Origin of the sequence: Verrucosispora sp. TAA-831 (assembly GCF_050780145.1) — a bacterium.
Taxonomy (GTDB): domain Bacteria; phylum Actinomycetota; class Actinomycetes; order Mycobacteriales; family Micromonosporaceae; genus Micromonospora.
Genome location: NZ_CP192240.1, coordinates 4190895 through 4214365, shown reverse-complemented (window position 1 = coordinate 4214365; position 23471 = coordinate 4190895). Strand labels below are relative to the sequence as shown.

The following is a 23471-nucleotide window of genomic DNA, read 5'->3' as shown; positions in this document are numbered from 1 at the left end:
CCGGTGTCGCCCGGTCCGTCATCGCGGACCGGGCGACACCGTCATGCGTGTCGGGTTCCTCGACGGTGTGCGAGGGGAGCGGCGATGCCGGGCTCAGTCCTGCCAGACGTTCAAGGCCCAGGCGAGGACGTACCAGACGCAGACGTACTCCCGGCCGGAGGCGATTCCGGCGATGTGGCAGGTGATCGGGTCGGGGAAGACTCCCTGGAGCAGCCATGCACCCGCCGCGGCCTGCGTGAGCGGCGCGGCACTCACCGCCGTGTTGGCGGCGGGAACGGGGGCGGCCTGGGCGGCCCCGGCCGTCGTACCCAGGCCGGTGGCCACCAGGGTGACCGCCAGGGTCGTCGTGGCCAGTCGCTGCCGCAATGATCGTCTGCGCATCGGGTTCTCCTCCCACGCGCCCGGGGCCGGTTGTCCGGCCGGGGGCGTCCGTCGTTGATCGATGCGTACATGCTGCGCCGAGAACACGTTCCGGTCGTCGGCCCACGATCTGACCTGCCGGGTAAGCCGGGCGGGGGATGCCGGCCGGCCGCGTCCCCCGGCAGGTGGACCCACCGGCAGCGGGCATTCAGGCCGGCATCCGAGCCTGAAGCACACCGTCCACACCGGACAAGCCGGAAGGCGCCACGGACGGGATGGCCTGATATCGATGGCTCGTCCCGGATTCTCCATGGCGATGCTCACACCCCGTATATGAGGGATCCGCTGATCGTCACTGACGTGCGAGCATCGACACCGGTACGTGAGTGCGGGCGTCGGGTGGTTGGGGGAACATGCCCACAGGTCAGGTACAGCGTGACCAGTTCGGAGACCTGCTCAGGTCCCTCCGTCTGGAGCGGGGGATGACCCAGGAAGAGCTCGCCGAGGCGGCCCGGTCCAGTGTCCGCGGCATCCGGGAGATGGAGCGCGGCCGGGTACGCAGTCCGCAGCGCCGCACGGTGGAGCTGCTCGCCGATGCCCTGCGACTGGCCGGGGCGGACCGGGACCGCTTCGTCGCCTCGGCCCGGGCCGCTCGGCGACCCCCAGACCCGGCAACCGGGCCACCCGACCGCCTCACCGCCCGGCACAGCACGACGGTGCCGTCCGGACACCCGGCAGCGGTCGTACCCGGAGAACTGCCCGCCTCCGTTCCGGACCTGGCCGGCCGGGCGGAGATCCTGGAACGCCTCTCGACGGTGGCCCGCGAGGTGGCCGCCGGGCGGCCGGACACCGCCTCGGTGGTGGTGCTGTACGGGCCGCCCGGGATCGGCAAGACCAGCCTCGCCGTCGCAGCCGGACATCGACTCAGCCCGGCTTTCGCCGGAGGGCAGCTCTTCGTCGACCTACAGGGCGTCTCGCCGGACGGACCGGTCGATCCGGCCGAAGCCCTGGCCGGACTGCTGCGGTCGCTCGGTGTGCCGGACACCCGGGTGCCGGTGTCACCGGCCGAACGGGGCGGCCTGTTCCGCACCCTCACCCGGGACCGACCGCTGCTGGTGGTCCTGGACAACGCCGCGAACGAGGCCCAGGTGCGCCCCCTGTTACCGGCCGGGCCCGGGTGTCTCGCGCTGGTCACCTGCCGGCGTCCGTTGACTGGTCTCGCCGGTGCGCTCCGGCAGCCGCTCGACCTGCTCGACCCGGCGGCCGGTCGACACCTGCTCGCGGCGATCGTCGGGGCCGACCGGGTCGCCGCCGAACCGGCCGCCGCCGACCAACTCGTCCACCTCTGCGGTCGGCTGCCGCTGGCCCTGCGGATCGCCGGCAACCGCCTGGCCAGCCGGCCCCAGTGGTCAGTCGGCTGGTTGGTGGACCTGCTCCGCGACCAGCGTCGGCGGCTGACCGTGCTGACCGCCGGCGATCTGGGCGTGCGCTCCGCGTTCGAGGTGTCCTACCGGCAACTGGACCCGAGGACCGCGCAGGTGTTCCGGCGGGCCTCGCTGATCCCCGGCGCCGACTTCGCACCCGGTCTGGTCGCCGCCGTGGCCGGCGTCGACGAGGAGGCTGCGGCGTCGGCTCTGGAGGAGCTGGTCGAGACCGGTGTCCTCGTGGCGACGGGGGACCGGTATCAGTTCCACGACCTGGTCCGGCTCTACGCCCAGGAACGCCTCGACGCCGAGGAGGACCAGTCCTGTCGGACGGGGGCGCACGATCGGATGGTCCGCTGGCTGCTGCGGCGCACCCGGCAGGCCGGTGCGATGTTCGAACCGGCCGGCTGTCGGTCCGACTCCCCGTTCGTCAGCGATCGGGCGGCGGCGTCCTGGTTGGACCGGGAGTCCGGCAACTGGCTGGCGGCTCTGCGGGACGCGGCCCGGTGCGGTCGACACACCGACGTGGTCGCGGTCGCCCGGGCACTGCACTGGTACTCCGACGCCCACAGCCACCGTCACCCGTGGGACGAGATCTTCTCGCTGGGGGTGGCCGCCGCCCAGGCCGTCGGCAGCCCTCGCGACGAGGCGGTCCTGCTTAACTTCCTCGGCTGGGCCCGGTACTTCTGCCGGGACCGCAACACCGACGGGCTGACCGCGCTGGGACGGGCGCTGGAGCTGGCCCGGCGGATCGGGGACCGCCGGGAGGAGGGGTGGGCGCTGACCTACACCGCTGTGATCTTCATCCGGACCGGTCGGGCCGGATGGGCCGTCGACCACTGCCGCCGGGCCGTGGGCCTGTTCCGTGAGGTCGGGTACGCCCTCGGCGAGCACAGTGCGGCGAGCGTGCAGGGCGGGGCGCTGGCCGCGCTCGGCCGGTTCGCCGAGGCGGCCGAGTTGCACCGTGACGTGTTGGCTTTCTACGGCCGGGGCAACGGGCTCAGCCGTACCGGCGCGGCGGTGGCCGGCGCCGGGGCGATGATGAGTCTCGGGGCGGACCTGGCCGGATTGGGTCGGTGGCGGGAAGCCGCGAACGCCTACGCCGACGCGCGTGGGGTGTTCCACACCTTCGGCGCGACGTTCAGTGAGGCCAGCGCCATCCGCCAGTACGGGCTGGCCCTTCAGGCGTTGGGTGAGGGCGACGCGGCGGGCGAGGCGTTGCAGGCGGCTCTGGTGCTGTACGCCGCGCTGTGCTGCCCGTGGTGGGAGGCACAGACCCTGTACGCGCTCGCGGCGCTGGCCGACGCGGACCCGGACCGGGCTGTCGAGGCTGACCTGCTGCGCCAGCGTGCCCTGGACCGGTGCGGCGAACTGGACGCCCCCGAGGTGCGGACCCTTCGCGCGACCCTGCGACGGGAACTGGCGCGGGCCTGACCGGACACGCACCGGGCCCCGCCGACGACACGGCGGGGCCCGGTACCGGTGACAGGGTCAGTTGCAGGTGGTGCCGTTCAGCGTGAAGGGCGCCGGGGTGGCGGGCGTACCGTTCGCGGTGAAGCCGATGTTGACGGCGCCGCCGGTCGGGATGGCGGCGTTGTGGTTCTCGTTGGTGACGGTCACCGCCGCACCGGTCTGCTGGAAGACGCCGTTCCAGTGGCCCTGGACGAGTTGCCCGCCGGGGAAGGACCAGCCCAGCGACCAGCCGTTGACGGCCGGGCCGTCGTTGTAGACGGTGACGCTGGCGGTGTAGCCGGTCGACCACGAGTCGGTGACGACGAAGGAGACCCGGCAGGTGCTGACGATCGCCGTCGCCGGCACGATGTTGCCGTAGTCGTCGCGGGCGGTGGCGAAGTCCTGGAACCCGAAGCCCGGGCCGGCCGACCGGGTGGTGGTGCCGGCCGCGAGGACGGTGCCGTTGGCGTTCACGGCGTAGACCGGACCACCGCTGTCGCCGCCCCGGGCGGCCTCGTCGCCGTCGAGCTGGGTGGCCTCGACGAGATCCTCGATGTCGTCGTAGTGGAAATCGACCCGCAGGTTGCAGACCGGACCGCCGAGCTCACCCGCCGAGGTGTACCCGGACTGGCACAGCAGTTGGCCGGGGTACACCTCGGTCCAGCCGACCACCTGGGCGCGTACCTCGTCGTGCTGGCCACCGACATAGAGGTGGTCGCCCGGCGACGACGTCGAGATGATCATCGTGTCGTGGTCGTCGTTGCTGTCGACCGCGTAGCCGACCAGCGTCCCGGTGTTGGTGCTGGTGTTCCACCCGACGTGCCAGGGCGAACCGATGGCGCCGCAGTGCTCGGCGGTGAGGACGTACCCGGCGTTGGTGTCCGCGTTGCGCACGCCGAAGCCGGCGGTGCACCCGGGGGTGGTGAACCCGATGCCCGAGCCGCCGTCGAACGGTGCCGCGTCGTTGGCCCGTGACCGCTCGACCATGCGGTCACGCTTCACGAAGCTGGTCCGCACACCGGTGGCCGGCAACGTCGGCCGCGTCACGCCGGCAGCGTCGTCCACCGCGACCTCGATGCCGGCGCCGTCCGTGCGCACCCGCACCGCGTGGACCGCGTCCGCCGGGTCGGCCGCCACCGCCCGGGTGATCCTGGCCGCCGCCGTCCGCAGCTCGGCGCGGGAGTAGGCGGCGCGGGTCACCTCGACCGGCGCGATCCGGCGGGCGGACGTCACGGCGGCGACGATGTCGGTGGGCACCGCACCCTTCCACCACAGGGTGACATGGTCGTCGACCAGCCCGATACCGGCGTAGCCGCGTGCCGGCGCGCGGTCCACCGCGGTGCGGATGACGTTGGCCGCGTCGACCAGCGGCGCCTGGGCGACCATCCGGTCCAGGGTCGGGGCCGGGATCAGGTCGAGGATGGACGCGGCGGCCTCCGGCTCGCCGGTCTGCGAGGACGCGGAGGCGGGACCGTTGATCGCCGTCGCACCGACCAGTGCCCCGACGACCACCGCACAGGTGATCGCTTTCCGAATGCGTGTCATGACCGTGAGTCAAACGGCGTCCGATGCTCGGAGACAGGCAGGATGCCCGGCAGGAGTCAACCTGCCGGGCAGGTGCCGGTGGTCTGCCGGATGCTGCACCAGCACCAGCACCAGCACCGGCCCGGCGGAAGACGCGGTCAACCGCTGGGTGGACGCATCACGCTCCAGGTCACGATGGCGCTCGCGGACGTCGCGGTGCCAGGTCCGTTCCTAGGCCGTGACGACGACCTTCCTGCCAGCGTGCAGCCCCTCCTCGAGGTGGCGGTGTGCCTCGACGACATCATCGAGGGCGAACACCCTGTCGATGGCGGGCCGCAGCGCGCCGAGGCGTACACCGGCGTTCAGGAAGGCCGCCATGCGCTTCACCACGACGGCGTCGAGGGTGTGCTCGAAGCTGCGGTAGCTGAAGACCGTCAGCGGCGTGCCTGCCGGAAAGGGAGTGGGCCGAGGGTCCAGGAAGCCTGCGGCGACCAGTGTTCCGCCGGGACGGGCGGCCTTCACGAGTTCCTGCTGGCCAGGGCCCATGACGACGTCGAGGACGATGTCGGCACCGCTTCCACCGGTGTGGTGACGCACGGCGTCGGCGACATCGTCACGGTCGGTGGCGATGACGGCGGCGGCACCGGCGGCGATCAGGTCGTCCTGCCTCGCCGCGTGCCGGGTGACGGCGAGGGGCACGGCACCGATCTGGTTGGCGATCTGCATCGCCGCCCGTCCGACGCCGCCGGACGCAGCCGTGACGAGGACGTGGTCGCCGGGCCGCATCCCTGCCTTCTCGACCAGCGCCCCGTAGGCGGTGGAGAACGCGACCCAGATCGCCGCCGCCTCCGCAACCGTGAGCCCGGTCGGCCGGGCGACGACCCGGCTCGCGGGGATCGTGGTGTATTCGGCGTGACTGCCCCGGACGCTCGCGTCCGGAACGGCCGTGAGAATGACCGGATCGCCGACCTTCAGCCCGGTCACCCCCGGGCCCAGCGCGTCGACGAGACCGGTTCCCTCGACGCCGATGCGTGCGTGGGGCAGGGACACGATGGCCGGAACGGCGCCGGATCGCATCATCTGGTCCAACGGGTTGACGGCGAACGCTTCGATCCTGATCCGGACCTCGCCGGTCGCGGGCGGAACGACCGGCTCCTCGACGACGTGCATGACATCCGGCCCGCCGAACTCGTCGAACACGACGACTCGTGGCATGGTGACTCCTCCGCATCCGGTGCTGGCCTTGGTGCTCAGGGAAGACGCTACGGAGCCGTGAGTTACCTCCTGGTACCTTCGACTTCCATGCAGAACGCGGCTGGACCGTCCTTCCTCGCCGACTGCCCCACGCGTCTGGGCGTCGAGATCATCTCCGACAAGTGGGCCGTGCTCGTGATCTTCGGGCTCAGCCACCAGCCCCGCCGGCACGGTGAGCTCGTCGACCTCATCGGCGGCATCTCGCGAAGGTCCTCACCCAGACGCTGCGCCGGCTCCAGCGCTACGGTCTGGTCGAACGTCGTGCCGAAGGGCCACGGCGGGTCGAGTACCACCTCACCGATCTCGGCCGGACCCTCGTCGAGCCCATCGAGGTCCTGACGCACTGGGCGAGAGACCACGGCGGGGCCGTCGCCGGCTTCCAGGAGGCGGCGGAAGGGTCGAGTTCGACGTACTGAGATCCCGGATGTGAGGCGGTGCCGACCGGACGGTCCCTGGGCGGCGACGCGGGTCGCCGAGTGTGCGGGCGGTCATGCGCGGCCGCGTACCAGGGGCAGGAAGACCTCGTCGACGATGTCGACCAGTACCTCGTCGGGGACCGTGGGGATGCCGCGCATCGCGTACTCGGCTCGCAACAGCATCATCGGCGTGGTGGCGACGCGTGGGTGGGCGGCTGCCGTCGGCGCCTCGCCGCGTGCCACGGCGCGTTCGAGCATGGCCAGCCAGGCGCGGTCCATGGTGTCCGCGCCCGAGCGTTCATGCATGAGGTCGAGCAGCGCCGGGTCGTCCGCCGCAGCCGCCAGCAGGCTGCGGAGGACGGCTCCGTACGGTGAGGACCACGTCTCGTTCGCCCGCCGCAGCATCTCCAGCGCGTCGCCCCGCAGGCTGCCGGTGTCGGGGTTCGGCATGACGGCGTCGGTGAGGTGGCGGTACGCCGCGATGCCCAGTGCCGCCCGATGCGGCCACCGGCGGTAGATGGCGTTCTTGTTGGTCCCGGCCCGGGCGGCGACCCGGTCCATGGTCATCCCTGCGTAACCGGATTCACGCAGTTCCTCCGCCGCCGCGTGCAGGATGGCCTGCTCCAGTTCCACCCCGCGGCGTCTGGTGCTCATGTCTTGCAGGGTACTGGACGTACTCTATAGGGCACGCAACGTACCTTACGGAAGGGGCACCCTGATGCGCGTCTTCGGGATGAACTACGACACCGGCTTCGTCAGCGCCGGATCCACCACCCACGAACCATTCGACCCCGAGACCGTGCTCCGCGACCTCCGCGTCATCCGCCAGGACCTGCGCTGCGACGCGGTACGCATCACCGGCGGTGTGCAGGACCGGCTGGAGACCGCCGCGCGACTCGCCGCCGAGGCGGGACTCGAGGTCTGGTACTGCCCGTTCACCAACGGGCTCGACCGCGACGAACTGATGGCGTTCGTGCTCGACGGCGCCGAGCGGGCCGACCGGTTACGGCGCAGCGGCGCCTCGGTCGTCTACCTCACCGGCTCCGAGATCTCCATGGTCACCGACGGCTTCCTCCCCGGCCGTGACCTGGCCGAGCGCATGGCGCTGTTCACCGAACCGATGAGGATACGGGAGGCGATCCCCGCGGCGCGCGCCGCGGTGCGTGACTTCCTCACCGAGGCGGTGCCCGCGGTCCGGGACCGGTTCGGCGGCCCCGTCGGCTACGCCTCCATCCCGTTCGAGGACGTCGACTGGACACCGTTCGACATCATCGCCAACGACGCCGGCTACCGCGACGCGACCAACGCCGCGGCGTTCCCGCAGACCCTGGCGGCGGCGGCGGGGCAGGGTAAGCCGTACGCGGTGACCGAGTTCGGCTGCTGCACGTTCCGCGGGGCGGGCGACGTCGCGGGAGGGACGGAACCGGTGACGTACGACGAGCACGGTCGCGCCGCGACACTGACCGCGGCGGTGGAGCGTGACGAGGAGGGCCAGGCCCGCTACATCCTGGACCTGCTGCGCGACTACGAGGCCGGTGGAGTGGAGGCGGCGTTCGTGTACACGTTCGCGAACCGGCACCTCCCGACCACCGCCGACCCCGACCACGACTTCGACCTGGCCGCGCGGGGGATCGTGCGGGTGCTGCCGGACGGCTCGTGGACGCCGAAGGCCGCGTTCCACGCCCTGGCCGAGTACGGCCTCATGCGCGCGCGATAGGTGCTCGGATTGCCGGCAGGGATGCTATCGCGGAGGTGTGGTGTCGGGCGGGGACAACCGGTCGCGGTAACGCCGGGAACCTTTGACAGTCGTACCGTCGGCAAGGTGGATCTCCACATCCCCGTTGCGCGTCGGGCGTACCTCGGTGATCTGTTCCCGGTTCACCAGCCGGGAACGGTGGACGCGGACCACGTCGACGCTGGCGCTGTGCAGTTGCTCTTCGAGGTCGTTGAGTGTCGTCCGCGGCAGGTAGGACTTCCCTGCGGCCATGACGTCGACGTAGTTGCCACTGGCCTGCGCCCAGGTGAAGTCCCGCGCACGGAGGTGGATCGTGTGGCCCTGGGACTTCAGGGTGAGTCGGCCACTCTTCCGGGCCTCGGCTCGTGCCGCAGCCGCCTCCTGGCGTCCGAGCTCGATCTGACGGGACAGCGTCAGCAGCCCGACGAGGACGGCGTAGAGAAACAGGTCCTTGCGGTACTCGTACAGCAGATCGGTCAGCGGATCGACGAAGAACGTGTATGTCTTACCGGTGACCGACGGGATCAACGCCGTCCGTAGACCGACCATGATCCCGACATGAGCCAATGAGAACGGCACGCTCGCCGCGATCAGCACAGCGCCGTTCCGCAGCGTCATTCCCGATGCCAGGGGGACGCGACGTTCCAGGGCGGCGACGGCGGGTACGAGTATCAGAGCGCCGGCCACGCTGGTCATTTCCAGCAACCACGGTTCGGCCCATCGCACACCGCCGCTGTAACGCTGCGCATCGGTGATGAGTGTCATCGCGTTGATCGCCGCCACCAAGGGGAACGTCACGACGCAGATCAATGCGACCCGTACCCAGATCCGACGCTCCAACTCGTGGTCCGGTCCGTGTCGGCTGTTCACCGTGTGCGCCGCCACCGCTCGGCGTCCCGGCACGCCGCACGCCGCACCACTCGTCCCTGACCGGCGGGGCGACTGCACCACCGGTCCCGGCCGTCCGCCGCCCGTCCCCGCCGGGTTCCGCCCCCACCGCCGGTGTGCCTAGCGTCCGGGGTACGACCCGAGGTGCTGCGGCCCCCGTCGGAAGGGTGCGATGCGATGACCCCCACCGGTTCCCCCCGTCGTCACGACCTGGACTGGTTGCGCGTCCTGGCCTTCGCCACCCTCATCCTCTATCACGTGGGAATGTTCTATGTCACGTGGGATTGGCATGTGAAGAGCGACTACGTATCGCCGCATCTCGAACCGCTGATGTCCCTGGTCAATCCGTGGCGGCTGGCGTTGCTGTTCTTCATCTCCGGGGTGGCGCTCCGATTCCTGCTCGATTCCCGGGGACCGCGCGCGGTGGCCTCGGATCGGATCGACCGGCTGTTGCTTCCCCTGGGAATCGGCATGCTCGTGGTCGTCATGCCGCAGGCCTACGTCGAACTGCGGGCCAAGGGCGAGATCGAGCCCGGTCTGCTCGCATTCTTCCCCCGATACCTCTGGCCGTTCGAGTCCTTCTCCGTGATCACCCCGACCTGGAACCATCTGTGGTTCCTCGCCTACGTGCTGGTCTACAGCCTGCTGTTGGCAGCCGGCCACAGGCGGATGACCCGGCTGCGCACCAGAACGGGTCCGGCGGCGGCGACGGTGCTCCGACGTGCCCCGTGGCTGGTGCTGGTGGTGCCGGCGCTACCCGCCATGATCTACGCGATCGTCCTCGACCCCGTCTTCCCGACGACCCATATGATGATCAACGACTGGGCCACCCACGCGCACAGCCTCACCATGGTGCTGCTCGGGTGGTTCGCGGCCAAGAGCGCCACGTTCTGGTCGGCGATCCGGGCCTGTCTGGTGCCGGCGTTGCTGGTGGCGGTCGGGCTGGGCGTCGTGCTGTCGATGTCCGCTCGCGCCGACACCGGGCCGAGCCTCCTGTTCGCGGTGACCCGGGAGGTCTACGCCTGGGCGGTCATCGCCTCGGTGCTGGGTCTGGCGCAGCGGTTCCTGGCGCGGCCGTCACGGACGTTGACGTACGCCACCGAGGCGGTGCTGCCGTGGTACATCCTGCACCAGAGCATCACCGTCGTCCTGGGGTACGCATTCCTCGACAGCGCCGTGCCCCTGTGGATCGAGGCGTCGGTGATCCTGCTCGGCACTCTGCTCGGTTGTGCGGTGCTGCACGAACTGTTGATCCGACGGGTCTGCTGGATCCGTCCGCTGTTCGGACTCAAGCGCAGGGACTCTCCGGCCCCTGCCACGACGCGGTAGCGCGTCGCCGTGCGTGCGCCGAGACCGCTGGACTATCAGCGCCACCAGATCGATCTGCACCGGCGTCAGCGTGACGCAAGACCGCCGACGACGGCGTCGGGATCCACGGGCCGAGCAGGCCACCGGACGGACTGGCCGAGAACTCACAGGGTGATGACCACTTTGCCGCGCGCGTGCTCGTCCGCGAGGTACTGGAACGCCTCGGCGGTCCGGGCCAGTGGATACGTCCGGTCGACGGCCGGCGCGAGGCTGCCGGTGGCGACGAGTTCCGTCAGCGCCACCAGGTCGGCCCTACGGCCGATCGACGAGAGTGGTCGTACCGGACGCTGCCGCATGAAGGGCGCGGTCAGCATCGTGATGAGGTTGCGTTCGAACCCACCCAGCAGCGGGCCGCCGTTCTCCACTCCGATCAGGACGAGCGTTCCGGTCGGGGTGAGGAGCTGACGGAGCCGGTTCACCGGGCGGTCACCGACCAGATCGATGACGACGTCGAAGCGCTGTCGGCTCTGGCTGACGTCCTCGCGGGTGTAGTCGATGACGTGGTCGGCGCCAAGTGACCGGATCAGGTCGGCCTTGGTGGAGCTGCCGACACCGGTCACCTCGGCGCCGTACGACTTGGCTATCTGGACGGCGAAGGTGCCGACTCCGCCGGCCGCGCCGATGACGAGGACCCGCTGTCCGGGTCGGGGTCGGGTCCGTCCGTCGAGGGCCTGTAGGGCGGTCATGCCGGAGACCGGTACGGCGGCGGCCTGGGCGAACGTGAGCGCTGCCGGCTTCGGTACGAGGTTCTTCGCCGGGATCGAGGCGAACTCGGCGTACAGACCGTTGCCCCAGCCGAGCACCTCGTCACCCGGTGCGAACCCGGTGACGGCGCTGCCGACGGAGTGCACCACGCCGGCGCCCTCGGTGCCCGCGATCCGGTGCCGGGGGGCGAGGGGCCCGACGACGCGGACCGCGTACGGCCGTCCGGCGAGCAGGATCCGGTCGCCCCGGTGGATGCCGGCGGCCCGGACCCGTACCAGGACGTGGTCCTTCCTGGGCTCTGGCCGCGCGACATCGCGCAGGGTCAGCGTGTCAGGGCCGCCGTAGCGGTCCTGGGTGATCGCCTTCATGGTGGCCGTCCCCGGGCCGTTCACTCGACGGTCCGCAGGATGTTCTCGATGGAGGCGGTGCGGGTACGCAGCTCGGAGACGTCGGCGGCCACCCGCTGCTGGGCGTCCAGCGTGTTCTCGGCCAGCTTCTCGTAGCGGCCCACGAGCTGCCGCAGTTCCTCGTCGCGCTGGGCGTCGATCCGACTCTTGCGGAACTCGAGGACGGTGGCGGCGGTGCCACCGAGGATGAGGAGGGCGAACAGCAGCAGACCGAGTACGAAGACCGTCTCGGGCCAGGTCTGGATCATCGGGAGCGCTCCTTCGGGGCCGGACCCGTCGTGGGTTCGGAACTGGTGAGGGTCTGTGCGGCGGCGACGAGTGTCGACGCGGTCAGGTGCAGGTCGAACTCGGCGACCTCGTAGTACTTCATGGCCTTGCCGTCGTCGGACAGTTCGAGACTGCCGGTGATCAGGCCGGCGGCCTCCAGCCGTTGCAGGTGCATGTGCAGCAGGGGTCGACTCACGCCGATCTCGCGTGCCAGATGGCTCACGTAGTCACGGCCACCGGCGAGCTTCGCCATGATCCGCAGTCGGAGCGGATTGGCGAGTGCGGCCAGCATCTCGACCAGCTCGTCGCCGGTCGGCTGGGCCACTGTCATCATCCGCCTCCATGTGTAAGAGAAGTCTTACAGGTGAAAAGGTAGCAGCACGGGTGTGGCGTGACAAGCCCGGGCCACGGGGGAGCGGCCCTTTCTGACCACCTCCGCCGACACGACGGGCCAGTCGGCGAGGGCTGCCGTCAGGCCGGCCGGGGGGTGGTGCCGGCGCGCTCCCGCCGACGGGCGAGCATCTCGATCGCCGCCAACACGATTCCGAGGCCGGCCAGCAACACCAGGTTCCACAGCACAGGCAGCGGGGCGGTCAGGGGCGCGAGCAGCGCGAGCAGCACCGCACCGCCGATCCGGTAGCCGCTGACCCGCTGCCAGACCCGCCACCAGAAGGCCTGGTTCGCCGCGATGTAGGTGACCGCGCCGAGATAGAGCGCGTAGTGGCCGAGAACCTGCGCGTGGGCCGCCAACGGGCTGTCGCGCAGGATCAGGTTCTGGCGCAGGCCGAACGCGAACAGGATCAATCCGGCGACCATCGGCAGGTGCAGGTACGTGTAGGCGTCCCGGGCCAGGCGGATCCGCTCCTCGCCCCGGGCGGCCCGCAGGGCGTCGTGGGCGAGCCCGGCATCGGTGTGGAAGTAGGACCACCAGATGGTGCAGATGGCGACCGACGCGGCGACCAGGAGCAGGACCAGCGGCAGCGACGTCGCTTCCTGCGCGGCGGAGAACCCGAGGGCGATGATGGTCTCACCGAACGCGATCAACATGATCAATGCGTACCGGTCGGTCCAGTGCCGCACGGTCCGGATCCGCCATCTGCGCAGCCCGGTCCGATAGCTCCCGAGGATCTCGGTCACCACCGCGACCAGCCACATCATCGTGATGATCAGGTCGATCGGTGGCGCATCGCCGACGGTCACCTCCACGACGATGCTGCCGGTCAGCAGCGCCAGCGCCACCGCACTGGGCCACGCCGACTGTCGGACCACGGCCGGCAGGTCCGGTCGGTCCCGCGCGGCGTACCAGACCAACGCGGCCTGGACGGTCCAACCGGCGATGTACGCGGCCACCACGACGCTGGCACCGGGTAGTCCACCGGGAGTCGACTCGAAGGTGTGCGGCAGCGCGACTCCCAGAATCAGCGTCAACGCCATGACGCCGATCATCGCCAGACGCACCGGTACGGTTTCGTGCCGGATCGCGTTGGTCACCCAGGAGAAGCTCGCCCACGCCCACCACAGCAGGGCCAGCAGGATCAGCCCCTGTACCACCCCGAAGACCGAGTTCTCCCGCACCATGAGGACAGTGACCTGGATGAACGCGAACACGAAGACGAGGTCGACGAGGAGTTCCTTCGGGGTGGCTCCCGGGATCTTGGCCACTTCGGGATCGGCCCGCGCGTGCAGTTGCCGGTGGCGTCGCCGGAACACGGTGCGGTCGGCGACGACCATCGCCGTGACCCCGAGCAGGAGCAACCCGAGCGCGCCCAGAGGCGGGGTACGGGCCGCCAATGGCAACAGCGCCAGCAATGCCACGCTGCCCACGACCGGGCTGCGCCCGAGCATGCCGAGGGCGCGCCGCTGAAAGGCGACCAGTCCGCCGAGATAGACGATGACGCCCCCGAACAACAGGACGGCGCTCGCGGCGTGCCAGGGATGGTCCGCGGTGCCGGTGGCGGAGGAGACGGCGTGTTTCAGACCGAGCGCGAGCACGATGAGTCCGCAGATCATCGGCAGGTGTAGACCGCTGTAGGCGTCTCGGGCGATCCGGGACTGTGCGGCGCGGGGGAGCGACTGCATCGCGTGTTCCGCGACGACCTTGGCGACGTCGAAGTAGGTCCACCAGAGCACGGAGATCACGGCGATACTGAGTGCGGCTCCGGCCAGAAGCTGCCAGGTCACGGGTTCGTCGCCGCCCAGACCCTGACTGGCCCCGACCGAGATGACCGTCTCGCCGAGTGCGACGAGGACGACCAGGCCGTGCCGCTCGGCGAGGTGTCTGCTGGACACCACCTGCGCGTTGCCGCTGCTGACCACCCGGAGCGCACTGAAGTTGATCACGATGGCCAGTGCGAACAAGACGGTCCGCAGGTGCCGGTCGTCGATCGGCGGGTCGAGTCGGGGAGGCAACCAGATCGCGCAGGCCAGGATGGCCCCGGCCGGCAGGTAGGTCAGCCAGGACGCGATCACCGGGCGCCGTCCGGCCGGGCCCTGCGGCCAGTGCAGATAGGTCAGCACCGCCAGCACGGAGTAGATGATCAGCAGGTAGCCGGACGCGACGAGCAGCGGTTCGATGACGCCGCCGGACTCGGCGGTGAAGGTGCCCGGAATGGCGACGCCCATGATCAGCAGCGTCGTGGCGATGCCGAAGACGACCAGGGGTAACAGGCCCTTGTCCAGGTACACGACGTTGCCGAGCCAGGCGCAGGAGTTCCAGCAGTGCCAGAGCATCAGCACCACGAGGGTGCCCTCGACGACCCCGAGCCATTCGAGCCGGCTGGCCATCAGGTCGGTGACCCGCAGGAACGCGAACACGAAGAACAGGTCGATGAAGAGTTCCATCCAGCTCACCTCGCCGGTGGTCCCCTCGGTGCGGAGGACGAGGAACCGGCGACGGAGCGCGGCCGGTGCCGAGCCCCCGTCCGTCATGCACCTACTGTGCCGAGCGGACTGGGGCGCGGCGGCCACATCGGGGGAATTCACGCGCCGCAGGCGGAGCCGTCCGTGCGTTGGTCACCGCCGCTCGACCGGCGGTGCCGGGGTCGGGACGGCACGTGCGCGGATCAGCCGGCCGGCTGGCACACCTTCCCGGTGAAGGCGGGGTCGGGTTGCTGGAACCGGGACCAGGCGGGATTCGCGGCGATCGGCAGGGGAGGTGCCTGCCAGGCCGCACCGAGGCGCTGGAGCAGGGGGTACTCGTCGCGTTCGTGCCGGATCGGTTCGCCGGAGAGAAAGGCGAGCAGCCGGTCAGCGACCAGACTCCGGTTGAGCAGGCCGCCGTGCACCCCCGGCATCTCGAAGACGGGGATGCGGCTGTACTCGCCCGGTGGTGCCTCGGCGGCGGTGGTGGTGGGGATGAAGGCCACCATCCGGATCCCGGGTACCGGGCACATGAGTTGGTTGCGGTAGAACGGCGCGTCGTCGACCAGGGACCGGATGAACGGTTCGTCGGGACCGGTGTGCGGCCCACCGACCAGACGCACCGCGCCGAACGCCAGCCGCAGTTGCCACCCGGTGGCGACTCCGAATCCCCGGTTCTCGCGCGGCGGCGGGTAGTAGGCGCGTCCCGCGTTGATCAGGGGACTGAACATGGCCAGGGTGTCGACGGCGGGATGCGCCCCCTGTTGCAGGTAGCTGCGGGCGACCATGGCGCCCTCGCTCTCGCCGACCAGGGCGATCGGTCGGCCGGTGCGCTGGTGCAGCCGTCGCACCTGCTCGTCGAGCAGTCGCACGCTGTCGGCCACCGAGATCGCGGTGTCGCGTGATCCGTAGGGCAGGGGAGCGCCGTGTGAGCTCAGCCCTCGGTAGGAGAAGCGTTCGACCCGCTCGTCGGGGGGCTGCTCGCCCCCGTAGGACGAGCCGTAACCGGCCAGGACGATGACCGCCTGCGGCACGTCGGGTGGCAGCGGGCGGTCCAGAACCACCGCCTCGGCCCGCAGGTCCTTGCCCGGTACGGCGTCGACCAGCACCGGGATGAGCAACGGCACCGCGAGGGCCAGCACCACCGCCACGGGCGTCGCCGGCACCCACGCCCACCGCGTGGCGGGATTGACCAGGGCGGTACGGATGATCCGGTTCCACAACAGCCCGTTGATCACGCCTGCCACGGTGGCCACCGGCACCGTCCACCATCCCGGCAGACTCCAACACAACGCACCGGCCATGGTCAGCACCACGAAGTTCAGCAGCGACCAGCCCACCAGCGAGATCGGCGGCAGCCCCCGCCACCACGGCGCCAGCACCGCGGCGCGTTGCAGGAACGGCGCCAGCAGGAACATCGGTACCACCGAGGCCAACAACACCCAGGACAGCGCCACCACCGACGCGGCCACCGAGATCAGCGCCCACGGCGCGACGAAGACCGCCACCAGCGCGGCGAGCCCGAGATTGCGTCGCAGCAGCCACCGCACCGGCGGTCGCGGCACCTCGCCCGGCCACGCCAACACCACCAGCAGCGTGTGGAACAGACCCCGGGCCACCACCAACGCGCTGAGCCAGAACACGAACGAGGGCCAGGAGTCGTGGTAGACGTACAGCCATCGCAGGTCGTGGTATGTGTCGTACGGCCAGACCGCTGCCGTCTGCGGTGCCAGACCCTGCGCCGCGACGAAACCCAGCGAGACCACGACGGCGGCCTCGACGGTCGGGGACACCGAGGTGAGCAGCAGCAGCGCAACCAGTCTCCGGTTCGCCGACAGCACCCCGTCTCCTCCCCGTCGCCCCGCACTGCTCCGACGGGGTGGATCGCCGACCCGTCCGGCGCGGTGCCCACACGGTCGAGGCCCTGCCCGCGTCGGCTCCCGTGACGACACCGTCGTCCTGGCGCCGCGCCTCAGCGTCGCCGCCGGTGCCGAGGTCTTCATGATGCGCTGGCTGGTCGTCGCGAGCGGCGCAAACGGCGCAGCCGGATGCTCAGGAGGCCGGGTCGCCGAGGGCGACGCACACGTTGTCCTGCCGGCCGACACCGAGCGCCAGTGCCCGGGTGCCCGCCGCGTCGATCGAGATGACGTGCAGGCCGTCGAGGATGTAGTAGCCGCGCGGATAGAGGTCGCCCGGCCGGAACCCGAACCCCGCCGGTCCGACGATGGTGTAGCGCAGCCACCCACCGTCCGGCCGGTACTCCAGCAGCCCGGAGCCACCCGCGTCCCGGCGTGCGGCCTGCCCGGTGTCGGTGTTGATGAAGTCCACGATGAGCGGTCCCGCGTACTCCTCCCGCTTGACGGCGCCGTCGGGATACCGGGCGAGCACCCGGACCCGGATGTCCTGCGAGACGACGCGGACGCTGAGCGGGAACGAGCAGTAACGGCCGGCCGGGCCGGTCCACTCCTGCTGGAGGTGGGGACGCCAGGGCTCGGGACGGAGACCCTGCCCGCCCTGCCGGTCGGATGCCGAGAGCTGGGGCCGGGTGTCCCGAGCGGCCACCGGGCCGGTGGGGACGGCCACCAGGGCCGCGACGATGAGGGTGGCGAGCACTGTTCTTACCGGACGCATGTCATCCACCTAACCAGTTCTGAGGTATTAACCGGTGTTGATGAGGTTACTGGTTAGATGGATGGAGTCAAGGCACACTGTCGAGATGCACTGGGTGAACGTCGACGGCTATCCGATGCCCATCCCGATCGGCGGGCACCCCGCACTGGAACTCTGCAACACCTGGGCCGGCTGGACCGCACCACCCAGCCCGGAACGCGAATGGCTACGCGACTTCGACCGCCTCGCGGTCTGGGCCGGACACGTCCGACTCCTCACCCCGACCGGCGTCGCCCGACTCCGCGAGCACGGCCGCCGCGAACCCGCCGCCGCCCAGGAGGTCCTGACGGCGACCCGGCAGATGCGCACCGCCCTGCACGACGTCCTGCTCGACCCGCGCGACACCGACGCCTTCCGGCACGTCGCGGAACAGGCGCAGCGCGCCGCCGCCGCGTCCACGCTGGAGACCGACCGCACCGGGCTCGCCCACTGGACACTGCCCGACGACGTCGGCCTGCCGCTGCCGCTGCTGGCCGCCGCCCGCGCCGCCGCCGACCTGCTCACCACCCCCGCCCGCACCGTGGTACGCGCCTGCCCCGCCGACGACTGCGGATGGCTCTTCCTCGACCCGCGGGGCCGACGCCGCTGGTGCAGCATGGCCACCTGTGGCAACCGCGCCAAGGTCCGGGCCTACGCCGCCCGCCGACACCCGCACTGACCACCGGCGAGCCGAGGCGCCGTGCCATCGGTTGGCGAAGGCGCCTGTGCGGGCGGCGGTGGCAGCGCTGCGGGCCGTGAGTTCGGGAAGGTGTGCGTCGGCCGCCGCCCGCAACCGCGTACCGCTCGTGGACGGGTGGTCGGTCCGCTTGCGTTGTACTGTCGACCGACTGGTCCGTAGCGGAGTCGAGGGTGGGTGTGCCGGTGACCGAGGGGCGGCAGACGCGGAACGCCGAGCGCACCCGCCGGGCGGTGCTCGATGCGGCCACTCCGATGCTCCTGGAGAGAGGCGACGCCATCACCCTGGCGCAGGTGGCCTCGGCCGCCGGCGTGTCGAAGAGTGGCCTGATCCATCACTTCGGCAGCCGGGAGCAGTTGGTGATCGCCGTGGTGGAGGACATGTACGAACGCTTCGGGGAAGCGGTCCTCAGCCACCTCGACCTGTCGGAGAACCATCCCGGCAAGATGCTCCGTGCCTACGTCCGCGCACTCTGCGCCGGAAGCGCCGACGCGGTGGCGGCACGCGACGTCACGTCGGCACCGATCTGGAACGGCCTGTACGCGATCCCCGGGGTCGCCGCGGTGGTGCGCGAGCGTGGCGTGTGGTGGAGCGAGCAGCTCGCCGCCGACGGGCTGAGTGCCGAGCGGATCCAGCTCGTGCGTCGAGCCGCTGAGGGTGTCGCGCTCGCGGTCCTGCACGGGGAAGAGGACGAAGCGAGCATCGCGACTGCTCGCCGGCTCCTGCTCGACCTCGCCACCGACGGCACCTTCGCCGCACCCATCTGACCCTCTGTCGACTCATTCGGGTCCGCTGCGCCGGCCGGCGCAGCGGACCTCTCCGCGTGCCGAGACTGCTGGCGGGCAGGTGACGTGGCGAGCCTTACAGTGCGGTCGTTCGCCTCAACAAACCAGGCGTGTTGTCTAACCGACCATCTGGACGGTAGCTTGAGCGGAGGTCACCGCCCCGCCGACCGTGGACGAGGAATCGTGATGATTGACGCCCCTCCCAAGGCCACCACCAGGACCTGGCTCGGCCTCGCCGTCCTCGTCCTGCCCCTGTTGTTGATCACGATCGACGGCACCGTCCTGATCCTGGGGCTGCCCGCGATCTCGGCCGAGCTGAGCCCCACCGGCATCGAACAGCTCTGGATGATCGACATCTACTCACTCGTGCTCGCCGGTCTGCTCGTGGCGATGAGCACCGTGGGTGATCGCTTCGGTCGGCGACGCAACCTGCTCGTCGGCGCGGTCGTCTTCGCGATCGCCTCCGTCGCCGGTGCACTGGCCACGTCGCCGTGGATGCTGATCGGCGCACGGGCTCTCCTGGGCGTCGGCGGCGCGATCATGATGCCGTCGACGCTGTCCCTGGTGCGCAACATGTTCCTCGACCGGCAGCAGCGCCGCTACGCGATGGCCGTGTGGGGTGCGATGGCATCGGTGGGCGCGGCGGTCGGGCCGATCCTCGGGGGCTGGGTCATCGAGGCGTTCAGTTGGCAGGCCGCGTTCCTGATGAACATCCCCGTGATGCTGCTTCTCGTGATCGTCGGTCCCCTCCTGCTGCCCGAGAGCCGAAACCCCGAGCTGCACCGGATCGACCTGGTCAGCGTCGGCCTGTCCCTGGTGGGCATGATCGGTGTGGTCTACGCCGTGAAGACCCTGGCCGGCGGCACGGACATCGGCATCGCGGTGGCGGCCCTCGTCGTCGGCCTGATCGCGGTCATCAGGTTCGTGCGTAGACAGCTCACCCTGCCGACTCCGCTCATGGAAGTCAGGCTCTTCACGGTGCGGCACTTCCGGGGCGCCGTCATCGGAGACCTGCTGTCGATCTTCGCGATGGTCGGCGCGCTGGTCGCCCTCGTCCAGCATCTCCAACTCGTGCTCGGCCTCAACCCACTCCAGGCCAGCGTCTGGCTCCTGCCCCAGGCAGTCCTCGCCGGCACCGCCGGATTCGTCGCGGCAGCCCTGGTCAGGCGCATCCTGCCCGCGTACGTCATCACCACCGGGCTCCTGATCGCCGCCGTCGGCTTCGGGCTGACCGCGTACCTGGAGCCGACGTCGAGCCCGGCCCTGGTCGCGACCTCGCTCACGCTGGTCTCGTTCGGCGCGGGCATCGGCCTGACCCTGAGCAACGACATCATCATGAGCTCCATCAAACCCGAGCGAGCCGGACAGGCCGCCGCAACCTCCGAGACCGCCTACGAGATCGGCACGACGCTGGGTACGGCCGTGCTGGGTGGGATGCTCGTCGCCTGGTACACCAGGGCCTTCACCGCCGGAACCGAGGCACTGCACCTGCCGACGTCGCTCGCCGAACGGGCGTCCTCGACGATGGCGGAGGCCCTGCTGGTCGCCGGCGAGGTCGGCGGGGGCACCGGAGCCTCGATCGTCGACGCCGCCGCGACGGCGTTCACCGACGCGATCACCGTCACCGGCATGATCGGGTCAGCGATCATGGTCTGCGCCGCGATCTGGGCCTTCGTCACACTCCGGGGCGCCGCCGCGAACGCGGACCTCGCAGCGGAGCACGAGCACTGACCCGTACGGCTCGCCCCGCACGCCTCCGCAACGAAGCCCCTCGATGTATCAAGGGTCCGGCTGCCACACTGGACGTACCCTCCCGCCACCGTCCGCCAGCGCACCCACCACCACCTCGCGGGCCTGTCCGGCAGCCCCGCCGGACGTGCCCAGTCCCGGGCGGGCACCGCACCCTCCACGTGAAGGAGCGCCATGAAACCGTCCCTCCGGGCCGTCCTGGCGGCGATCGTCCTCGCCGCCCCGCTGGCCCTGACCGCCCCCGCGCAGGCGGCCACCACCCTCACCATGCGCGGCGCCGACGTCTCGTCGCTGCAACGCAGCCTCGACCTCGGCGCGCGCTACTACAACGCCTCCGGCGCCCAGGCCGACCCTTACGACATCCTCGCCGCCAAGGGCGTCAACCACCTACGACTGCGCGTCTGGAACAACCCGGTCAGCGGCTACAACAACAAGGCGAAGGTGCTCCAGCAGGCCAGGACGATCAAGGCCAAAGGCTTCAAGCTCCTGATCGACTTCCACTACTCGGACACCTGGGCCGACCCCGGCAAGCAGTATCCGCCCGCAGCCTGGGCCAACCACTCGCTGAGCCAACTGCAGACCGACGTCTACACCTACACCCACGACGTGTGCAGCGCCCTGAAGGCGCAGGGCACCACGCCGGACGCGGTACAGATCGGCAACGAGATCAACGTGGGCATGCTCTGGCCGACCGGGCGGGTCGTCAACAACGACTTCGCCCCGCTGGCGAGCCTGCTCAAGCAGGGCTACCAGGCCACCAAGGCGTGCAACAGCGGCACCCAGGTGTGGATCCACACGGCCAACGCCGACAGCCTCGCCAACGCCCGCTGGTTCTACGACGGCATCCGGGCACAGGGTGTCACCTGGGACGTCACCGCCCTGTCCTACTACTGCATGTGGCACGGCTCGCTGGCGAACCTGTACAACGTGATCGTCGACGTGAAGTCCCGCTACGGCAAGCCGGTGGTGCTCGCCGAGACCGCGTACCAGTTCACCACGGCCGACGCCGACCACCAGCCGAACGTCGTCCCCGGGACCGCGCTGTGCGACAACATCCCGGCCACCTGGGCCGGGCAGGCACAACAGTTCACCTGGGTCCAGAACACCGTGCGCAACGCCGGCGGCGTGGGCGTCTTCTACTGGGAGCCGACCTGGTACGCGATCCGGGGCAACGGCTGGGACCCGGCGGACATCAACGGCACCGGCAACGGTTGGGACAACATGGCCGTCTTCGACTGGACCGGACGCGTCAACCCACACGTGGTCTGGACCCCGTGACCCGCTGCCCGGGGGCCCGGCGGCTCAGTCGCAGGGCCCGCGGAGGGCAGAGGACGGCCGGGCCATGGACGGGTACCTAGGACGCAGCCGGCCACGCCGCACCACCAGCACCACGAGCGGGGATCACGTGCCTCGCCGCACCGGCCGACGGTCGCAAGCGCACCGTCAGGCGTCAGCCGTGGACGAGGCGGCGACCGCGACGATCTCGATCTGCAACCGCAGTTCCTCGTGGAACTCCGCGAGCGAGCTGACCACGGCATGACGGGCAGGCCGATTGTCCGGGTCGGGAAACATCTTCTCCCACTCCCGATTGACCAGAGGGCGGTCGGTCAGGTCGGCCAGGAACAAGGTCATGTGGCCGATCTGGTCGCTGGTGATTCCTGCGGCGTGCAGAAACGCACCGAGGTTCTGGAACGCCTGCCTGATCTGCTCGGGTGGGTCCAGGTGCAACCGGCCGGTTGACGGATCCTTCCCGGTGATACCCGAGGAGAAGATCATGTTCCCCACCCGTACCCCCGCGGGGATCGGAGAGGCGTGTTCGAGATCGGGCAGGAAGATCCGGGATCGGCGAGGGGTCTTGCCGTCGGCGGTAGTCATGCTGTTTCCGTCCTCAGGGCTTGTGCCGTGGTGGTGGGGGTGTCAGCCGGAGCGCGTCGCGGCGAGTGCACCGCTACGGCAGTGCCGCCCGGGGTGATGTCGTTGCCCAGGTCCGGACGCCAGCCGAACCGGGCCGAGACGATGTTCGCCGCTCTGACCAACAACGGGTGCAGCATCAGAAGCTCCTCCAGGGAGGCCGTGGTGGCCGGCACCGAGATGGAGATCGCGGCCTCGGCGATGCCGCGAGCGTTGCGGACCGGCGCGGCGATACAGCGAACTGCGTCCTCGTTCTCGCGTTCGTCGATGGCGAACCCACGGTGCCTCACCTCGACCAGGTCCCGTTCCAGCGATTCGACGGTCACCAGTGTGTAGTCGGTGCGTCGTTGCAGCGTGCAGCGCGCGATCAGCGCGGCGGCCTCATCCGCCGGCCGGTGAGCGAGCATCGCCTTGCCCAGCGCCGTGCAGTGCAACGGGAGTCGGGAGCCGACCCGGGAGTACGACCGTACCGGCATTCGGCTCTCGCGCTTGTCGATGTAGACGACGTCGGTGCCCTGGCGTTCGGCGAGCTTGACGGTGTGGCCGCAGGCTGCGGCGAGTTGAGTGAGTGCGTCCTCGGCGACCTCACGCAGGTCCATGTCCTCCAGCGCCCGGTTGGCCAGCGCGAAGAGTTGGCTCCCGAGGTGGTAGCGCTGTTGCTCGTCTCGGCGCACGAAGGACTGCGCCTCCATGGTCTGCAGCATCCGCAGGACCGACGACTTGTTGACGCCGAGCCGGGCGGAGAGGCGAGCGAGCGTGGACGCCTCCTCGGCGAGCAGGGTCAGTGCGGTCAGGGCGCGTTCGACGCCCTGGTTGGCGCGCGGAGGTTCGCCGCGCATCGGGTTGTTATCCACGGGGGCCTTCCTCGCTGCCGTTCCGGCTGGCGATCTCGATTGTTTCGAGCATGTTGACAGCGACTGAGACGAGGTTATAGTTCGGTGGTCCATAAGGCAACGCCGTTGCCTACAGGGCAACGACAGTCAGAGACCAGGCGACGACGGCGATGGTATGACGCGCTCGA

Annotated in this window: 21 protein-coding genes; 8 read left to right on the top strand and 13 right to left on the bottom strand. The window is 70.3% G+C overall.

The genetic code is table 11. The features are described from left to right. Positions 1 to 93: 93 nt before the first annotated feature. The gene (locus ACQVFL_RS18865; RefSeq protein ID WP_396694325.1) at positions 94 to 381 is read right to left on the bottom strand and encodes a hypothetical protein; all 288 of its coding nucleotides are present in this window, start codon (positions 379 to 381) and stop codon (positions 94 to 96) included. A 392-nt stretch (positions 382 to 773) separates the two neighbouring features. Here ACQVFL_RS18865 and ACQVFL_RS18860 point away from each other — a divergent pair, with 392 nt between their 5' ends. Continuing rightward, the gene (locus ACQVFL_RS18860) at positions 774 to 3218 is read left to right on the top strand and encodes an ATP-binding protein (RefSeq protein ID WP_431727179.1); all 2445 of its coding nucleotides are present in this window, start codon (positions 774 to 776) and stop codon (positions 3216 to 3218) included. A gap of 57 nt (positions 3219 to 3275) precedes the next feature. Here the strand turns inward: ACQVFL_RS18860 and ACQVFL_RS18855 are convergent, their stop codons facing one another. Both ACQVFL_RS18855 and ACQVFL_RS18850 read right to left on the bottom strand, forming a co-directional pair. Further along, positions 3276 to 4781, bottom strand: a complete 1506-nt coding sequence (locus ACQVFL_RS18855) for a cellulose binding domain-containing protein (protein ID WP_431727178.1) — start codon at positions 4779 to 4781, stop codon at positions 3276 to 3278. Between the two features lie 210 nt (positions 4782 to 4991). Continuing rightward, positions 4992 to 5960, bottom strand: a complete 969-nt coding sequence (locus ACQVFL_RS18850) for a zinc-dependent alcohol dehydrogenase family protein (RefSeq protein ID WP_431727177.1) — start codon at positions 5958 to 5960, stop codon at positions 4992 to 4994. Between the two features lie 278 nt (positions 5961 to 6238). On the opposite strand from ACQVFL_RS18850, the gene ACQVFL_RS18845 reads away from it, so the two are divergent. Continuing rightward, entirely contained in the window at positions 6239 to 6430 is a 192-nt protein-coding gene (locus tag ACQVFL_RS18845; protein WP_431729848.1) for a winged helix-turn-helix transcriptional regulator, read from the top strand. A 72-nt stretch (positions 6431 to 6502) separates the two neighbouring features. On the opposite strand, the gene ACQVFL_RS18840 is transcribed toward ACQVFL_RS18845, so the two are convergent. Beyond that, a complete protein-coding gene (locus ACQVFL_RS18840) occupies positions 6503 to 7084 on the bottom strand; it encodes a TetR/AcrR family transcriptional regulator (RefSeq protein ID WP_431727176.1) in 582 nt (193 codons plus the stop codon). Between the two features lie 64 nt (positions 7085 to 7148). On the opposite strand from ACQVFL_RS18840, the gene ACQVFL_RS18835 reads away from it, so the two are divergent. Further along, entirely contained in the window at positions 7149 to 8147 is a 999-nt protein-coding gene (locus ACQVFL_RS18835) for a hypothetical protein (protein ID WP_431727175.1), read from the top strand. Between the two features lie 24 nt (positions 8148 to 8171). Here ACQVFL_RS18835 and ACQVFL_RS18830 read toward each other — a convergent pair whose 3' ends face one another. Beyond that, positions 8172 to 8948 carry a LytTR family DNA-binding domain-containing protein gene (locus ACQVFL_RS18830; RefSeq protein ID WP_431727174.1) on the bottom strand — a complete coding sequence of 259 codons (777 nt, stop codon included), beginning with the start codon at positions 8946 to 8948 and terminating at the stop codon, positions 8172 to 8174. A 282-nt stretch (positions 8949 to 9230) separates the two neighbouring features. Here ACQVFL_RS18830 and ACQVFL_RS18825 point away from each other — a divergent pair, with 282 nt between their 5' ends. Then, a complete protein-coding gene (locus tag ACQVFL_RS18825; protein WP_431727173.1) occupies positions 9231 to 10382 on the top strand; it encodes an acyltransferase family protein in 1152 nt (383 codons plus the stop codon). 143 nt (positions 10383 to 10525) lie between these two features. Here ACQVFL_RS18825 and ACQVFL_RS18820 read toward each other — a convergent pair whose 3' ends face one another. The 6 genes from ACQVFL_RS18820 to ACQVFL_RS18795 all read right to left on the bottom strand — a co-directional run bounded on the left by ACQVFL_RS18820 (position 10526) and on the right by ACQVFL_RS18795 (position 17290). After that, entirely contained in the window at positions 10526 to 11494 is a 969-nt protein-coding gene (locus ACQVFL_RS18820; RefSeq protein WP_396694342.1) for an NAD(P)-dependent alcohol dehydrogenase, read from the bottom strand. A 20-nt stretch (positions 11495 to 11514) separates the two neighbouring features. Continuing rightward, positions 11515 to 11781, bottom strand: coding sequence for a hypothetical protein (locus ACQVFL_RS18815; RefSeq protein ID WP_396694343.1), 267 nt, complete (start codon positions 11779 to 11781; stop codon positions 11515 to 11517). Continuing rightward, positions 11778 to 12131 (bottom strand): ArsR/SmtB family transcription factor, encoded by a 354-nt coding sequence (locus ACQVFL_RS18810; protein ID WP_396694345.1) that lies wholly within the window; start codon positions 12129 to 12131, stop codon positions 11778 to 11780. Before ACQVFL_RS18810 ends, ACQVFL_RS18815 begins: the two co-directional genes overlap by 4 nt. A gap of 140 nt (positions 12132 to 12271) precedes the next feature. Continuing rightward, positions 12272 to 14728, bottom strand: a complete 2457-nt coding sequence (locus ACQVFL_RS18805; RefSeq protein WP_396694347.1) for a low temperature requirement protein A — start codon at positions 14726 to 14728, stop codon at positions 12272 to 12274. Positions 14729 to 14862: 134 nt separating this feature from the next. Continuing rightward, the gene (locus ACQVFL_RS18800) at positions 14863 to 16500 is read right to left on the bottom strand and encodes an esterase/lipase family protein (protein ID WP_431727172.1); all 1638 of its coding nucleotides are present in this window, start codon (positions 16498 to 16500) and stop codon (positions 14863 to 14865) included. Between the two features lie 211 nt (positions 16501 to 16711). Continuing rightward, a complete protein-coding gene (locus ACQVFL_RS18795; RefSeq protein WP_431727171.1) occupies positions 16712 to 17290 on the bottom strand; it encodes a hypothetical protein in 579 nt (192 codons plus the stop codon). An 85-nt stretch (positions 17291 to 17375) separates the two neighbouring features. On the opposite strand from ACQVFL_RS18795, the gene ACQVFL_RS18790 reads away from it, so the two are divergent. From ACQVFL_RS18790 to ACQVFL_RS18775, 4 genes are all read left to right on the top strand, one after another. Next, positions 17376 to 17987 (top strand): CGNR zinc finger domain-containing protein, encoded by a 612-nt coding sequence (locus ACQVFL_RS18790; protein WP_396694351.1) that lies wholly within the window; start codon positions 17376 to 17378, stop codon positions 17985 to 17987. A 191-nt stretch (positions 17988 to 18178) separates the two neighbouring features. Next, positions 18179 to 18772: a TetR/AcrR family transcriptional regulator gene (locus tag ACQVFL_RS18785; protein WP_396694353.1), complete on the top strand. Its 594-nt coding sequence runs from the start codon at positions 18179 to 18181 to the stop codon at positions 18770 to 18772. Positions 18773 to 18976: 204 nt separating this feature from the next. Then, positions 18977 to 20521, top strand: coding sequence for an MFS transporter (locus ACQVFL_RS18780; RefSeq protein ID WP_396694355.1), 1545 nt, complete (start codon positions 18977 to 18979; stop codon positions 20519 to 20521). A gap of 192 nt (positions 20522 to 20713) precedes the next feature. Beyond that, on the top strand, positions 20714 to 21817 hold the full coding sequence (locus tag ACQVFL_RS18775) for a glycoside hydrolase family 53 protein (RefSeq protein WP_431727170.1): 1104 nt from the start codon (positions 20714 to 20716) through the stop codon (positions 21815 to 21817). 165 nt (positions 21818 to 21982) lie between these two features. On the opposite strand, the gene ACQVFL_RS18770 is transcribed toward ACQVFL_RS18775, so the two are convergent. Both ACQVFL_RS18770 and ACQVFL_RS18765 read right to left on the bottom strand, forming a co-directional pair. Beyond that, a complete protein-coding gene (locus tag ACQVFL_RS18770; RefSeq protein ID WP_396694359.1) occupies positions 21983 to 22414 on the bottom strand; it encodes a RidA family protein in 432 nt (143 codons plus the stop codon). Beyond that, entirely contained in the window at positions 22411 to 23304 is an 894-nt protein-coding gene (locus ACQVFL_RS18765) for an IclR family transcriptional regulator (RefSeq protein WP_431727169.1), read from the bottom strand. The genes ACQVFL_RS18770 and ACQVFL_RS18765 overlap by 4 nt, the downstream gene beginning before the upstream one ends. Positions 23305 to 23471 lie beyond the last annotated feature (167 nt).

What these genes read in the sequence shown, in the direction of transcription:
- ACQVFL_RS18810 (WP_396694345.1), bottom strand. Translation starts at nt 12,131, where the DNA reads ATGACAGTGGCCCAGCCGACCGGCGACGAGCTGGTCGAGATGCTGGCC.
- ACQVFL_RS18815 (WP_396694343.1), bottom strand. Translation starts at nt 11,781, where the DNA reads ATGATCCAGACCTGGCCCGAGACGGTCTTCGTACTCGGTCTGCTGCTG.
- ACQVFL_RS18840 (WP_431727176.1), bottom strand. Translation starts at nt 7,084, where the DNA reads ATGAGCACCAGACGCCGCGGGGTGGAACTGGAGCAGGCCATCCTGCAC.
- ACQVFL_RS18855 (WP_431727178.1), bottom strand. Translation starts at nt 4,781, where the DNA reads ATGACACGCATTCGGAAAGCGATCACCTGTGCGGTGGTCGTCGGGGCA.
- ACQVFL_RS18805 (WP_396694347.1), bottom strand. Translation starts at nt 14,728, where the DNA reads ATGACGGACGGGGGCTCGGCACCGGCCGCGCTCCGTCGCCGGTTCCTC.
- ACQVFL_RS18865 (WP_396694325.1), bottom strand. Translation starts at nt 381, where the DNA reads ATGCGCAGACGATCATTGCGGCAGCGACTGGCCACGACGACCCTGGCG.
- ACQVFL_RS18835 (WP_431727175.1), top strand. Translation starts at nt 7,149, where the DNA reads ATGCGCGTCTTCGGGATGAACTACGACACCGGCTTCGTCAGCGCCGGA.
- ACQVFL_RS18770 (WP_396694359.1), bottom strand. Translation starts at nt 22,414, where the DNA reads ATGACTACCGCCGACGGCAAGACCCCTCGCCGATCCCGGATCTTCCTG.
- ACQVFL_RS18780 (WP_396694355.1), top strand. Translation starts at nt 18,977, where the DNA reads ATGATTGACGCCCCTCCCAAGGCCACCACCAGGACCTGGCTCGGCCTC.
- ACQVFL_RS18820 (WP_396694342.1), bottom strand. Translation starts at nt 11,494, where the DNA reads ATGAAGGCGATCACCCAGGACCGCTACGGCGGCCCTGACACGCTGACC.
- ACQVFL_RS18790 (WP_396694351.1), top strand. Translation starts at nt 17,376, where the DNA reads ATGCACTGGGTGAACGTCGACGGCTATCCGATGCCCATCCCGATCGGC.
- ACQVFL_RS18775 (WP_431727170.1), top strand. Translation starts at nt 20,714, where the DNA reads ATGAAACCGTCCCTCCGGGCCGTCCTGGCGGCGATCGTCCTCGCCGCC.
- ACQVFL_RS18795 (WP_431727171.1), bottom strand. Translation starts at nt 17,290, where the DNA reads ATGCGTCCGGTAAGAACAGTGCTCGCCACCCTCATCGTCGCGGCCCTG.
- ACQVFL_RS18825 (WP_431727173.1), top strand. Translation starts at nt 9,231, where the DNA reads ATGACCCCCACCGGTTCCCCCCGTCGTCACGACCTGGACTGGTTGCGC.
- ACQVFL_RS18860 (WP_431727179.1), top strand. Translation starts at nt 774, where the DNA reads ATGCCCACAGGTCAGGTACAGCGTGACCAGTTCGGAGACCTGCTCAGG.